This is a genomic window from Paraburkholderia sp. UCT31 (assembly GCF_014397655.1).
GTDB lineage: Bacteria > Pseudomonadota > Gammaproteobacteria > Burkholderiales > Burkholderiaceae > Paraburkholderia > Paraburkholderia tuberum.
The window spans coordinates 171780-186401 of the sequence record NZ_VZQP01000005.1; the positions used below are offsets into that span (position 1 = coordinate 171780).

Genomic DNA, 14622 nt, shown 5'->3' on the forward strand with positions numbered 1-14622 from the left:
AACCCCCGTGGCAACCCCGGTGGCAACCCCGGTGGCACCCCAGCGGCAATGGTTGGCCAGTCGCGCGATAATTGAAATTTTGACCGGTTCCAGAAATACCAGAGGAGATCATGGACCAAAGCGACCTGAAAGCCCCGACGTGGCAATTGTCCGAACGCGCGCGCAAGCTCACGAGCTCCGCGATCCGCGAGATCCTGAAGGTCACGGAACGGCCCGAAGTCATCTCCTTCGCCGGCGGCCTCCCCTCGCCTGCCACCTTCCCGGCCGAGCGCATGCGCGAGGCGTCCGACCGCATCCTGCGCGACACGCCCGCCGCGGCGCTGCAGTACAGCGCGACCGAAGGTTATCTGCCGCTGCGCGAATGGATCGCGCAACGCTACTCGACCAACGGCGCGCAGATCCGTGCGTCGCAGGTGCTGATCACGACCGGCTCGCAACAGGCGCTCGACCTGCTCGGCAAGGTGCTGATCTGCGTCGATAGCCCGGTGCTGGTCGAAACGCCGACCTACCTCGGCGCGCTGCAATCGTTCTCGATGTACGAGCCGCACTACGTGCAGGTGCCAACCGACGAGCAGGGCCTGATCCCCGAGGGCCTGAAGCCGGAACTGACCAATGGCGCGCGTCTGCTGTACGCGCAGCCGAATTTCCAGAATCCGACGGGCCGCCGTCTGCCGGTCGAACGCCGCCGCGCGCTCGCCGGGTTCGCGAAGACTGCGCCGTTCCCGGTGATCGAGGACGATCCCTATGGCGCGCTCGACTACGCGGGCGAACCGCTGCCGACGATGTTGTCGATGGCGCCCGATCACATCGTCTATCTCGGCTCGTTCTCGAAGGTGCTCGCGCCGGGTCTGCGGGTCGGTTTCATCATCGCGCCCGAGGAGCTGATCTTCAAACTCGTGCAGGCCAAGCAGGCCACCGACCTGCACACGCCGAGCTTCACGCAGCGCATCGTGCACGAAGTGGTCAAGGACGGCTTTCTCGACACGCACGTGCCGACGATCCGCGAGCTATACCGCAACCAGTGCGACGCGATGCTCACCGCGCTCGAGCGCTATATGCCCGAAGGCGTCAGCTGGAACCGTCCGGAAGGCGGCATGTTCATCTGGGTCAATCTGCCGGCGGGCATCGACACCATGAAGCTGCTCGAGGAAGCGGTCGCGCAGAATGTCGCGTTCGTGCCGGGCGCTCCTTTCTTCGCGAGCGAAGCCCAGCACAACACGCTGCGTCTGTCGTTCGTCACGGTGCCACCGGCTAAAATCGACGAAGGCGTGGCGCGTCTCGCCGCACTCGTGCGCGCGAAAATCTGAACGGCGTTAGCCGCACTGCCATCGGGGCGAAGCTTGCACGCGCGTTGCGTGCAGACTTCGCCCCGCCTGCATTCATGCAATCTCACCGAAACGAGGACACGACATGGCTCAATCGAATGTGTACGACAAGCTCAAGGAACTCGGCATCGAATTGCCGGCGGCGGGTGCGCCGGCAGCGGCCTATGTGATGAGCGCGCAAAGCGGCAACACGGTGTACCTGTCGGGCCACATCGCCAAGAAGGACGGCAAGGTGTGGGTCGGCAAGCTCGGCGCGACGCTCTCCACCGAGGAAGGTAAGGCCGCCGCGCGCTCGATCGCGATCGATCTGCTCGCCACCTTGCATGCGCACGTCGGCGACCTGAACCGCGTCACGCGCGTCGTCAAGCTGATGAGCCTCGTCAACTCGACGCTCGAGTTCACCGAGCAGCATCTGGTCACCAACGGTGCGTCCGAGCTGATCGCCGACGTGTTCGGCGAACGCGGCAAGCACGCGCGCTCGGCGTTCGGCGTCGCGCAGATTCCGCTCGGCGCGTGCGTGGAGATCGAGCTGATCGCCGAGGTCCAATAGCATCGACGCGATGTGACAATGCGTGCGGTGTCGCGCGAGATCGGCACCTGATTCACGCCGCATTGCGATTCAAACGCGCCGACCGGTGTTACGCACCGGCGGCGCGTTTTTGTTTTATGGCGACGGTGGATCGCCGCCGCGCAGGCGGATAGAATCCGCGAACTCCCTCAACGTCCATTGCGCCGGGGCCTGTCGATGTCCGCTCACACCGTTCGTTTCAAACAGGTCGACGTGTTTACGTCGACACCGTTCAAGGGCAATCCGCTTGCCGTCGTGTTCGATGCCGACGCGCTCGATACCGCGCAAATGCAGGCCATTGCGCGCTGGACCAATCTGTCCGAAACCACGTTTCTGCTAAAGCCGACCGACGCGGCCGCCGACTATCGCGTGCGCATCTTCACGCCGGGGGGCGAGTTGCCGTTCGCGGGTCATCCGACCTTGGGCACCGCGCATGCTTTGCGCGAAAGCGGCTACCAGCCGAAGCAGGCCGGCAAGCTGATCCAGCAATGCGGCGTGGGTCTCGTCGAACTCGAAGCGCTCGACGGCGGCGACAACATGCACGGCGCATGGGCGTTCGCCGCGCCGCCCGCGCGCGTGACACCACTCGCCGAGCATCGTTACGAAGCGCTGTCTACGGCTTTACGTAGTCAGGCGATCGACTTCAGCGCGCCGCCATGCGCGGTCGACAACGGTGCGCCGTGGCTCGTCGTGCGGGTCGATTCGGCACGCGCCTGCCTCGCGCTCGAACCCGACGCGGCGGCGCTCGCCGAGCTCGTGCATTCGGTCGACACGCACGGCGTCGCCGTGTATGGACCGCACGACGCCGACGGCCCCGCGACGTTCGAGGTCCGTTGCCTGATGGCGGGCGGCGGCTTCGGTGTCGGCGAAGACCCGGTGACGGGCAGCGCCAATGCCGCGCTCGCGGGTCTGCTGAACCTGCAGCACCGTCGTCCCGCCGCGCGCTACACGGCGCGTCAGGGCACCGCGCTCGGGCGCGCGGGCGACGTGTCGGTCCACTACGACGATGCGCGCGGCAAGATCTGGATCGGCGGGCCTTCGGTGACGATCGTCGACGGCACGTGCCGGCTCGCGTAAGCGAGCTGCGGCTTCGCGCGCACGCCACGGCGACACGCCACATGCCGCCGCTTCACACCACAAAAAGCCGCAGCGCGATGGCGTCGCCATACCTGGTTCTCCGAATTCATCGTGGCCGGATTGCAAAAGCCCTGCCAGAAACTGCCGAGTGGCAGGCACCGTTGCCGATGAAGTCTTCGACAAATCACGGACCGGCCGCGTCATAAGACCGGCGATGCAGGCCACGTAAACAGCCGCACCTGGGCGCCCGCCGCGCGAGCGTATACCCCATGCCCGGAAGCTTCCTTAATCCAGTGGCATTCAGTAATATCGAACCGTATCCGATGACCTGTGGACGGTCCGGCGCGGCGCCACGCCCTCTCCTCCTGCGCAGCAGCTTTGGCATCTTGGTCACCATGCAGCCATCCATCTATTTCGCGCAGTCGATGCCCATGCGTTTGCAAGTGGCCCGCACCCAGCCAAGGCCCGCGCGATGACTCAGTCCCGCTTCTCCGAGCCGCGCGAAGCCAGGCCGCGACGCGATCCATTGGTCACGCGCCGGCGCGCATTGCTCGTCATTCCCGCCCTCGGGGTACTCGTACTGATCCTGCTGTGGACCGTGATCTTCGCGCGGCTGTCGGTAGAAAGGGACGCGACGTACCGCGAAGCGATGGCGTCTTCCGCCATACTTTCCGCGGCGCTCGAGCAGCACACCATCAAGGCGATTCACCAGGTCGATCAGATCACGCGCTTCGTCAAGTACGAGTTCGAAAAGACGCCCAATCATTTCGATCTCGCGAGCACGGTCGAAAAAGGCGTCGTGCAAAGCGAAACGCTCGTGCAGGTGTCGATAATCGACGAGCACGGCAGACTGATCGCCAATACGGCCGAACTCAACCCCGCTCACATCGACTTGTCGGACCGCGAGCACTTCAAGGTCCACGAGCACGAAAACGACGACCAGCTGTACATCAGCAAGCCCGTGCTCGGCCGCGTGTCGGGTCACTGGACGCTGCAGATGACGCGGCGTCTCAATCATCCGGACGGCTCGTTCGCGGGCGTCATCGTGGTCTCCGAAGACCCGAGCTACTTTACCTCGGACTTCTACAACAACGCGGCGATCGGCCGCGAAGGCGTGATCGCGGTGATCTCGGACAGCGGCACCGTGCTCGCGCGCCGCACCGGCAACGCCAGCAGGACGAGCAGCACGTTCACCGCGAGCGGCACGTATCCGACCTCGGAGCATGTGTCGGGCACCTACGTCGATTCGATCGACAACGTCACGCGCATCGTGTCGTACCGGCACATCGACGGCTATCCGCTCGGCGTGCTCGTCGGTCTTTCGCAGGGCGAAGAATTCGCCGATTACAACCACACGCGCAACGTCTATCTGTTGATGGCGGGCTTCATCTCGCTCGCGATGCTCAGCTTCTTCGCGGTCGCGACCGGCCTGATAGGCAAACTGCTCGGCCGCGAGCGCGAGATGACGGAACTCGTCGAATACGATCTGTTGACCGGCCTGCGCAATCGCTACGCGACGCTGCAGGCGCTGCGCCATGACGTCGCGCAGCCGTTCAACCTGGGTCGCCTCGCGATTCTTTTTATCGACCTCGACAACTTCAAGACCGTCAACGACACGCTCGGCCACAACGCCGGCGACATCGTGCTGCAGATGACAGCCTCGCGCCTCGCCACCGCGGTCGGCGACGACGGCGCGCTGAGCCGCATCGGCGGGGACGAGTTCGTCGTCGTGATCAAGGGCGACGATGTCGAAAAGCGCGCGGTTGCGCTCGCCGAGGCCGCCGGCGAAGCGTTCTCGAAGCCGTTCGAGGTGCGCGGCAGCGCGTTCGTGCTGCATGCGAGCATCGGCATCGCGCTGTACTCGGTCGCCAACGAAAGCGAGATCGACCTGCTGAAGAAAGCCGACCTCGCGATGTACAGCGCGAAGGACGCCGGCAAGAACTGCTACCAGTTCTATTCGCCGCATCTGTCGCATCGCGCGGACCATCTGATGAAGTGGGAACAGCAGTTGCGCGTCGCGCTGGCCGAGGGGCAACTGTTCCTCGCCTATCAGCCGAAGATCGATCTGAAGCGCCGCTGCATCACCGGCTTCGAAGCGCTCGTGCGCTGGAACCATCCGCAGCACGGACTGATCCCGGCCAACGAGTTCATCCCCGTGGCCGAGTCGACCGGCCTGATCGTGCCGATCGGCGACTTCGTGATCGAGACCGCATGCCGTCAGCTCGCGCAATGGCAGCAGCAGGGCTACGACACGCTATCGCTCGCGGTGAACATTTCGGCGGTGCAGTTCTGGCGCGGCGACCTGCTCGAAACGGTCTCGCGCGCGATCGAGGAAACCGGCATCTCCGCGCGTCGCCTCGAACTCGAAATCACCGAAACGACGATGATGGAATTTCCGGAAGTGGTCTCCGAAAAAATCTTCGCGCTGAAGCGTCTCGGCGTACGCATCGCGCTCGACGATTTCGGCACCGGCTACTCTTCGCTGTCCTATCTCAACCGCTTTGCCGTCGATACGCTGAAGGTGGACCGCTCGTTCGTCCAGGCGATTCCGGGCGACCGCAGCGTCTGCGTAATGGTCACCGCGATCGTCAACCTCGCGCGCTCGCTCGGGCTCACGGTGGTGGTCGAAGGCACGGAGACCGAAGAGCAGATTGCGTGGCTGGCCGCGCTCGGCCATATCGAGGCACAGGGCTTCCTGTTCTCGCGGCCGGTGCCAGTGGAGGCGATCCCGGCACTGCTCGAGCGCTTCGGGGTATGCGGCATGAACAGCGCCGGCGGCCGCCGCGTCGCGCACGAAGCCCACAGCGCAAGCAGCCTATCCAGCAACAATTAAAGAACGGGCGCCCGCACGGCGGGGCCCGCGCAGCGCCGATGCAGACCATCACGAGCGATGAGGCTGCCCGCCGCGGGCAACGGGAACCGCTATGGACGCTGTTCCGGGTCGTGTGCGGCCTGTCGGCGCTGTCGTGGGGCGGTCTCGCGTTGATGGCGCAGCTCGAGCATCATTACGTGGAACGCGAGGGGCGGCTCTCGCGCGTGGCGTTCTCGGACCTGATCGCGCTCGCGTGGATGGTGCCGGGACCCGTCGGCTGCAACGTCGCCGTGCAGCTCGGGCACGCGCTGCGCGGACGCGCGGGCGCATGGGTCGCCGGGGTGGCGAGCGTACTGCCCTTCTTCACGCTGATGACGCTGTTCGCGATCTTCTATCGCACGCCCATCGCGCACACGATCGCGTCGCAAACCCTGCTGCATCACTTCAGCGTCGTGCTCGCGACGCTGATCGCGCTCACCTGGTACAAGCAAACCCGCGCGCTCGTGCGCGGCAAGCTCGAATGGACGGCGGCGTTGCTCGGCAGCATCGCGCTGCTCTATGCGCACAGCGCCGCGGCGTATGTGGTGATGCTCGGCGCGGCCTTCGGCGCCGGCTGGTTCGCGAGTCGGGAGCGCGACTCGCGACTCGCCGTGTCGCTCCAGTGCGGCGACTATCGGCTGCTGGCCGCGCTCGGCGTGCTGCTCGTGCTGTTTGCGCTGCCGCTGCCGCATCGCTATGACCTCGCGCTGCTGTGGCCGCGCCTCGCGGGCGCCGGCATGACGCTGTTCGGCGGCGGCTTCTCGGCGTTGCCGGTGCTGAAGACGCTGTTCGTCACGCCGGTGGTCGGCGTATCCGATAACGACTTCACGCTCGCGTTTACGCTGTCGCCGTTATCCCCGGGACCCCTGCTGAACGTGGTCCCGTTCTTCGGTTATCTCGTCGATGGCTGGCTCGGCGCGCTGATCGCGACGCTCGCGCTATTCGTGCCGTCAGCCTGCCTCGTCGTGCTCGCGCAGCGGCATCTGCATCAGTTGAAGGTGAACCCACGCTTCGAGCACGGCATGAGGATTCTGCGCGCGGTCACGACCGCGTTTCTCGCGGTCGCGGTACTGCGCATTGCCGTGCACGTACCGCTGGAGCCGATCTATCTGCTGACCGCGACGTTCTCCGCGATGTGCTTCGCGAAGCTGAAGGTGCCGGTGTATGCCGTGTATGGAACGGTGGCGGTGGCGTGCGGTTTGTGGCTCGCGTACGGCGCCACGACGTGATGCGTCGCGGGCCGCACGAAGCCTGCTGCGCCGTTGGCGATCCGGCGGTCCGGCGATCCGGCGATCCGGCGATCAGAACCCGCGCGACAGCACAGCGAAGCCGATCGTCACGACGCCCAGCACGAGATTGATCAGCACGAGACGGCGGACCGTGCCGACCGCCTGCGCGCCATCAGGCCACTTCTGCGCCTGAACCGCGCGGCGAATGCGCGGATATACGGCGAAGCGGATATGCCCGAAGATCAGCATCATCACGATGCCGAGACCGGCCATCGCATGCAGCGGCCAGCTAGCATGAGCGCCGCCGAATTGCATCAGCAGGAAGCCGCCGCTGATCAGGATCACGAGCACCGACACCCCGACCCAGTTGAAGAAGCGGCCAAATACCGACTCCCACAGCGGCAGGCGCAGTTGCGGCGACAGATCGCCGAGCGCAGGGCGCAGGCAGAAATGCGCGAACACCATACCGCCGACCCACACCGCCACCCCGAGCAGATGCAGAAAAAGCGCGACTTCGATAGCCTTGTTCATGTAGTTTTCCTCTCCCGACGACGCCACACCGTTTAGGACACGCGATCCCGCTCAGCACCAACTGAGCGCGTTCGACCATACGTGATGCAGGCAGTTCCGGGTATCGACGTCTATTGCGTCGTGTTTTGTCGTTGTGATCGCGGCCCGTTCATCTGGCCGCGACGCGGCCGCGCCCCGTTTGCTTCCACACCCTTCGCGCGACGGACATTGCTGCGACAGACCGCGAGCGCCCCGCATGCTAGCAGGCGCTCACGGTTTTACAGCGTCAAACTTCGTTAAATCGACTCCACTAGGCCGGCAGCACCGGACGCATGCCGTCGAGCTTCAGCTTGCTGGCGGGCGCGCGTCCCTTGCGTGCACGCTTGCCGACATGCGCCGCAAGCTCGGCGCCGGCCAGCTTCTCCTCGTCGACGCGGCCGCCACGACGCGTGCCGATCAGCATCACGCCTGCTTGATTGATCGCGAGCGCCTGCACGAGCGTTTCGTTGTCGTCGAGCGCCATCAGCGTGACGCCACGGCCGCCGCCCGACAGCGTCTTCATCTCGTCGAGGCCGAACACGAGCAGACGTCCGCCCGACGACAGACACGCGACCTGCGCCGCGTCCGGCAGCATCGGCATCGGCGCGAGCGGCGCGGCGCCGGCGTCGATCGTCATGAACGACTTGCCGGCCTTCACGCGGCTCACCATATCGCCGACCTTCGCGATGAAGCCGAAGCCGTTGCTCGACGCGAGCAGCAGCGCCTGTTCCGCCGACGCCGCGTAGTAGTGCATCAAATGACTGCCCGATTCGAGCTCGATCAGCGACGTGACCGGCACGCCGTCGCCGCGTCCGCCCGGCAGCTGAGCCACCGCGACCGAATAGACGCGCCCGTTGCTACCCCACGCGATCAGCGTATCGGGCGTGCGGCATTGGAACGCCGCGTAAAGGCCATCGCCGGCCTTGAAGCTGAAGCCGGCCGTATCGAGCCCGTGGCCCTTCAGCGCGCGCACCCAGCCCTTCTGCGACACCACGACGGTGACCGGCTCGTCGACCACGCGCGCTTCGAACGTCGCGCGCTTTTCCTGCTGGATCAGCGTGCGGCGCTCGTCGCCATACTGTTTCGCGTCGGCTTCGATTTCCTTGATCAGCAGGCGCTTCATCGCCGGTTCGCTGCCGAGCAGCTCTTCGAGCTTGGCCTTCTCGTCGCGCAGCTCGGCCAGTTCCTTCTCGATCTTGATCTTCTCGAGGCGCGCCAACTGACGCAGCCGGATTTCGAGGATGTCCTCGGCCTGGCGATCCGTGAGACCGAACGCGGCCATCAGCGCGACCTTCGGCTCGTCCGATTCGCGAATGATGCGGATGACTTCGTCGATATTCAGGAAGACGATCATCCGGCCTTCGAGAATATGGATGCGGTCGTCGACCTTCGACAGACGATGCCGCGTGCGGCGCGTCACCGTCGCGAAACGGAACGCGATCCACTCGTGCAGGATTTCGCTCAAGCCCTTCTGACGCGGCCGGCCATCGCCGCCGACCATCACCATGTTCAGCGGTGCGTTCGATTCGAGGCTCGTATGCGCGAGCAGCGTGTTGACGAAGTCGGTCTGATCGATGCGGCTCGACTTCGGCTCGAACACGAGACGCACCGGCGCGTCCTTGCCCGATTCGTCGCGCACCGCGTCGACGAGCCCGAGCAGCGTCTGCCGCGTCTGCAACTGCTCGGGTGTCAGCGTCTTCTTGCCGAGCTTGATTTTCGGGTTGGTCTGTTCTTCGATTTCCTCGAGCACCTTCTGCGCGGCCGTATTCGGCGGCAGTTCGGTGATCACGAGTTGCCACTGGCCGCGCGCGAGATCCTCGATCTTCCAGCGCGCGCGCACCTTCAGGCTGCCGCGGCCGGTTTCGTACGCGGTGGCGATTTCCGCCTCGCTCGAAATGATCTGGCCGCCGCCGGGGAAGTCCGGACCGGGCACGTGCTGCATCAGCTCCGCATGCGAGAGCTTCGGATTGCGGATCAGCGCGACCGCCGCTCCTGCGACTTCGCGCAGGTTGTGCGACGGAATTTCCGTCGCGAGGCCGACGGCGATGCCCGATGCGCCATTGAGCAGCACGAACGGCAGACGCGCCGGCAGCACCTTCGGCTCTTCGAACGAGCCGTCGTAGTTCGGCATGAAGTCGACCGTGCCCTGGTCGATTTCGGCGAGCAGCAGCTTTGCGATCGGCGTCAGGCGCGCTTCGGTGTAACGCATCGCCGCCGCGCCGTCGCCGTCGCGCGAGCCGAAGTTGCCCTGGCCGTCGATCAGCGGATAGCGCATCGAAAAGTCTTGCGCGAGACGCACGAGTGCGTCGTACGCGGACTGGTCGCCGTGCGGGTGATACTTACCGAGCACGTCGCCGACCACGCGCGCCGATTTGACCGGCTTCGCGTTGTCGCCAAGGCCCATCTCGTTCATCGCGAACAGGATGCGGCGCTGCACCGGCTTCTGCCCATCGCAAACATCGGGCAGCGCGCGGCCCTTGACCACGCTGACCGCATACTCGAGGTACGCGCGCTCCGCGTAGTTGCCGAGCGTCAGCACGTCGCTGTCCGACGGTGGCTCGTTGAAAAGGTCGAGAGTGTTATCGTCGTCCATCTAGATTCCGTGTCCGTGTTTGGCTTGCAGTGTCGTATGCCGGATTGAGGCGCAATGCGCTCAGATGTCCGCTTCCACTTCGTTGCCCTTCTCTTCGAGCCAGCTGCGGCGCGACGCCGCTTCGCCCTTGCCCATCAGCATCGTCATGCGCGCGACGGTCGCATCGTAGTCGAGTTCGCCGAGCGCGACCGGCTGCAGGCGGCGCGTGTCGGGATTCATCGTCGTGTCCCACAGCTGCTCGGCGCTCATTTCACCGAGACCCTTGAAGCGGCTGATCGACCACTGGTTGTCGCGCACGCCGTCCTTGCGCAGCTTGTCGAGAATCGCCTCGAGCTCGCCTTCGTCGAGCGCATAGAGCTTCTGCGCGGGCTTCTTGCCGCGCGCGGGCGCATCGACGCGAAACAACGGCGGACGCGCGACGCACACATGACCGCGCTCGATCAGTTGCGGGAAATGCTTGAAGAACAGCGTGAGCAGCAGCACCTGGATATGCGAGCCGTCGACGTCCGCATCCGACAGAATGCAGATCTTGCCGTAGCGCAGATTCGACAGATCGATCTTGTCGTCCGGATTATGCGGATCGACGCCGATCGCCACTGAAATGTCGTGCACCTCGTTGTTCGCGAACAGGCGATCACGTTCGGTTTCCCATGTGTTCAGCACCTTGCCGCGCAGCGGCAGGATCGCCTGGTATTCCTTGTCGCGGCCCATCTTCGCGGAGCCGCCCGCCGAGTCGCCCTCGACGAGGAACAGTTCGTTGCGGCCGATTTCCGTCGATTCGCAATCGGTCAGCTTGCCGGGCAGCACGGCGACGCCCGAGCTCTTGCGTTTCTCGACCTTCTGCCCCGCGCGCGTGCGCGCCTGCGCCTGCTTGATCACGAGGTCCGCGAGTTTCTTGCCATGCTCGACGTGCTGGTTCAACCACAGTTCGAGCGCCGGCCGAGCGAACGACGACACGAGCTTGACCGCATCGCGGCTATTCAGGCGCTCCTTGATCTGCCCTTGAAACTGCGGATCGAGCACCTTCGCCGACAGCACGAACGACACCCGCGCGAACACGTCTTCGGCGAGCAGTTTCACGCCCTTCGGCTGCAGGTTGTGCAACTCGACGAAGCTCTTGACCGCCTGATAAAGACCGTCGCGCAAGCCCGACTCATGCGTGCCGCCCGCGGGCGTAGGAATCAGGTTCACGTACGACTCGCGCGTGAGCGGCCCTTCCTCGCTCCACGCGACGACCCACGCCGCGCCCTCGCCTTCGGCGAACGTCTCTTCGCTCGAACGCGAGCTTTCCGCGTAGCGCTCGCCCTCGAACAGCGGAATCAGCAGATCGCTGCCGTTCATGCCTTCGAGCAGATAGCCGCGCAGGCCGTCTTCGTATTTCCAGCTTTGCCGCTCGCCGGTTTTCTCGTTGACGAGCGTGACCTCGACGCCCGGCAGCAGCACCGCTTTTGAGCGCAACAGACGCTGCAATTCGCCGAGCGGCAGGTTCGGTGAATCGAAGTACTTCGGATCGGCCCACGCGGTCACGCGCGTGCCGGATTTCTTGTCGGCCCTGGTGGCGGCACGCACTTCGAGCGGCTTCGCGACGTCGCCGTGCGCGAAGCTCAGTTCGGCGACCTTGCCGTCGCGCCACACGGTGACGTCGAGCCGCGTGGACAGCGCGTTGGTGACCGACACGCCGACGCCGTGCAGACCGCCCGAGAACGTATAGGCGCCGCCGGCGGCCTTGTCGAACTTGCCGCCCGCGTGCAAGCGCGTGAAAACGATTTCGACGACCGGTACGCCTTCGTCGGGGTGCAGGCCGAATGGAATGCCGCGGCCGTCGTCGTCGACCGAGACCGAATGGTCCGCGTGCAGCGTGACCGTGATTTGCCGGCCGTAGCCGCCGAGGGCCTCGTCCGATGCGTTGTCGATGACTTCCTGAATGATGTGCAGCGGATTCTCGGTGCGGGTGTACATGCCGGGTCGTTGCTTGACCGGCTCCAGACCCTTCAACACCTTGATCGACGCTTCGCTATACGCGGCGTTTGGCTTTTTCGTAGACATGATTGACTCGGTGCGTCGGTTCATCGTTGTCCACAGGTCCTGTGGACAGGGCCTGGACAATGCGTTGAGTATTCAAAAAAAGCGAAACGAAACAACGGGGTTAGGTGGAGCGCCCGCGATGCGGGCAAGCTGTTTTGTCGCGCGGCTTCCGTTGGCGCGCTGGAATGCCGGACATGGACGCACAGCCCGCCGGGGAAGCCTGTTCGCGGGGTATTGTACTGATTTCGATCACGGCGGCAATTGACCCCGCGCTGAATTGGCCGACCGGATAAGGCGCGGCGGGCGTTGGGGGACATGCAATGGAGGATGGACGGCTCGCAGGACGGCGGCGCGATAGGTATCGGCGGAAAATGCACGGGCGCGCGCCGGCTGAATTTCGGTGCCGTGCGCGGCGGCGCTTTCTGTTGTTTTTGTGCCGGCCGCGCACGCCGCGTTACTTGACGCGGTTTTCCAGCTCGTCCCAACGTTCGAGCGCGAGCATCAACTCTTCGTCGATCTCGGCATAGCGCTCGGTCAGACGCGCGCCTTCGCGTGCATCTTTCGCGAACACCGAGCCGTCTTCGAGCTGCGCGCCGATTGCCTTCTGTTCGGCCTCGAGGTCGGCAATCATTTTCGGTAGCGCCTCCAGTTCGCGCTGCTCCTTGAACGACAGCTTCGCGCTGCGCTGCGCATTGCGGCCCGACGCGCTGTCCTTCGGCGCCGCTTCTTTCGGCGCTTCCTTGCTCGATTCTTTCTGCGCTTCGAGCGCGAGTTGCTCCGAGCGATCGCGCTGCGTCTGCCAGTCCGTGAAGCCGCCGACGTATTCGCGCCACTTGCCGCCGCCTTCCGATGCGATCACCGACGTCACGACGTTATCGAGAAAGGCGCGGTCGTGGCTGACGAGCAGCACCGTGCCGTCGTAGTCGATCAGCAGTTCTTCGAGCAGTTCGAGCGTCGGAATGTCGAGGTCGTTGGTCGGTTCATCGAGCACCAGCACGTTGGCCGGGCGCGCGAACAGGCGCGCGAGCAACAGCCGGTTGCGCTCGCCGCCCGACAGCGACTTGACCGGCGAACGCGCGCGCTCCGGCGCGAACAGGAAGTCGCCGAGATAGCTCATCACGTGCTTCTTCTGGCCGTTGATTTCGACCCACTCGCTGCCGGGGCTGATCGTGTCCGCGAGACTCTTTTCCAGATCGAGCGCCGCGCGCATCTGATCGAAATACGCGACCTGCGGATTCGTGCCGACGCGCACGTTGCCCTCGTCCGGCGCGAGTTCACCGAGGATCAGCTTCAGCAGCGTGGTCTTGCCCGCGCCGTTCGGACCGACGAAGCCGATCTTGTCGCCGCGCATCACCGTGGCCGTGAAGCGGTCCACCACCTCGCGCTCGCCATAGCGCTTCGTCACGTCCGTCAGTTCCGCCACGATCTTGCCGGACTTCTCGCCCTGACCGACGTCGAGCTTCACGTTGCCCTGCACGTTGCGGCGCTCGGCGCGCTCGTTGCGCATCTGCACGAGGCGCGCGATGCGGCCGACGCTGCGCGTGCGGCGTGCCTCGACGCCCTTGCGAATCCACACTTCTTCCTGCGCGAGCAGTTTGTCGAACTTCTCGCTCTCGATGCGCTCGACTTCGAGCTGCTGCGCCTTGCGCGTCTGGTACGCGGAGAAATTGCCCGGATACGACAGCAGCCGCCCGCGATCGAGCTCGACGATGCGCGTCGCGACGCGGTCGAGAAACGCGCGATCGTGTGTGATGAACAGCAGCCCGGCGCGCAGCGACACCAGCAGATCTTCGAGCCAGCGGATGCCGTCGAAGTCGAGATGGTTGGTCGGCTCGTCGAGCAGCAGCACGTCGGGCTGCACGACGAGCGCGCGCGCGAGCGCGGCGCGCTTCTGCATGCCGCCCGACAGCGAGCCGACACGGGCTTCGCCGTTCAGGCCGATCTGCTGCAGCGTGGTCGCGACGCGCGTGCTCCAATTCCATGCGTCCGCGGCGTCCAACGCCGATTGCAGCGTGTTCATGCGCGCGAGCAGCGCGTCGTGTTCGGCGCCCTCAGGCGTGTCGGCGAGCTGATGCGCGACCGCGTCGTATTCGTCGAGCAGCGCGCGCGCCTCGGTGAGTCCGGCGGCGACCGCGTCGAACACGGTGTCGTCGGCGTTGAACTCGGGCTCCTGCGGCACGTAGACCGTGCTCAGATGCTGCTGACGCGTGACGAGGCCGTCGTCGGGTTTGGCCAGATCGGCGACGATTTTCAACAGCGACGACTTGCCCGCGCCGTTGCGCCCGATCAGCCCGACGTGCTCGCCCGCTTCGAGCGAGAAATCCGCGTGGTCGAGCAGCGCGACGTGACCGAACGCGAGCTGCGCTCCGGTAATGGTGTAAAGCGACATGGGAATGGGAGAAGAC

9 protein-coding genes are annotated in these 14622 nt (G+C 65.1%); 5 read left to right on the forward strand and 4 right to left on the reverse strand.

From position 1 onward, the window contains the following. Window positions 1-110: 110 nt before the first annotated feature. From F6X40_RS05500 to F6X40_RS05520, 5 genes are all read left to right on the forward strand, one after another. On the forward strand, window positions 111-1307 hold the full coding sequence (locus F6X40_RS05500) for a PLP-dependent aminotransferase family protein (RefSeq protein WP_187627068.1): 1197 nt from the start codon (window positions 111-113) through the stop codon (window positions 1305-1307). A 103-nt stretch (window positions 1308-1410) separates the two neighbouring features. After that, window positions 1411-1875, forward strand: a complete 465-nt coding sequence (locus tag F6X40_RS05505) for a RidA family protein (protein WP_090803605.1) — start codon at window positions 1411-1413, stop codon at window positions 1873-1875. A 195-nt stretch (window positions 1876-2070) separates the two neighbouring features. Then, complete coding sequence (locus tag F6X40_RS05510; RefSeq protein ID WP_187627069.1) at window positions 2071-2970, forward strand: PhzF family phenazine biosynthesis protein; 900 nt, start codon at window positions 2071-2073, stop codon at window positions 2968-2970. A 472-nt stretch (window positions 2971-3442) separates the two neighbouring features. Continuing rightward, on the forward strand, window positions 3443-5803 hold the full coding sequence (locus tag F6X40_RS05515) for an EAL domain-containing protein (protein ID WP_187627070.1): 2361 nt from the start codon (window positions 3443-3445) through the stop codon (window positions 5801-5803). A gap of 38 nt (window positions 5804-5841) precedes the next feature. After that, on the forward strand, window positions 5842-7050 hold the full coding sequence (locus tag F6X40_RS05520; protein ID WP_187627071.1) for a chromate transporter: 1209 nt from the start codon (window positions 5842-5844) through the stop codon (window positions 7048-7050). Between the two features lie 72 nt (window positions 7051-7122). Here the strand turns inward: F6X40_RS05520 and F6X40_RS05525 are convergent, their stop codons facing one another. The 4 genes from F6X40_RS05525 to F6X40_RS05540 form a co-directional block, all read right to left on the reverse strand. Then, the gene (locus tag F6X40_RS05525; RefSeq protein WP_184045759.1) at window positions 7123-7581 is read right to left on the reverse strand and encodes a CopD family protein; all 459 of its coding nucleotides are present in this window, start codon (window positions 7579-7581) and stop codon (window positions 7123-7125) included. A 289-nt stretch (window positions 7582-7870) separates the two neighbouring features. Continuing rightward, window positions 7871-10192 (reverse strand): DNA topoisomerase IV subunit A, encoded by a 2322-nt coding sequence (gene parC / locus F6X40_RS05530; protein ID WP_184065579.1) that lies wholly within the window; start codon window positions 10190-10192, stop codon window positions 7871-7873. Between the two features lie 60 nt (window positions 10193-10252). Next, on the reverse strand, window positions 10253-12238 hold the full coding sequence (locus F6X40_RS05535; protein WP_184021455.1) for a DNA topoisomerase IV subunit B: 1986 nt from the start codon (window positions 12236-12238) through the stop codon (window positions 10253-10255). A 433-nt stretch (window positions 12239-12671) separates the two neighbouring features. Next, window positions 12672-14606, reverse strand: coding sequence for an ATP-binding cassette domain-containing protein (locus F6X40_RS05540; protein WP_187627113.1), 1935 nt, complete (start codon window positions 14604-14606; stop codon window positions 12672-12674). Between the last annotated feature and the right edge of the window lie 16 nt (window positions 14607-14622).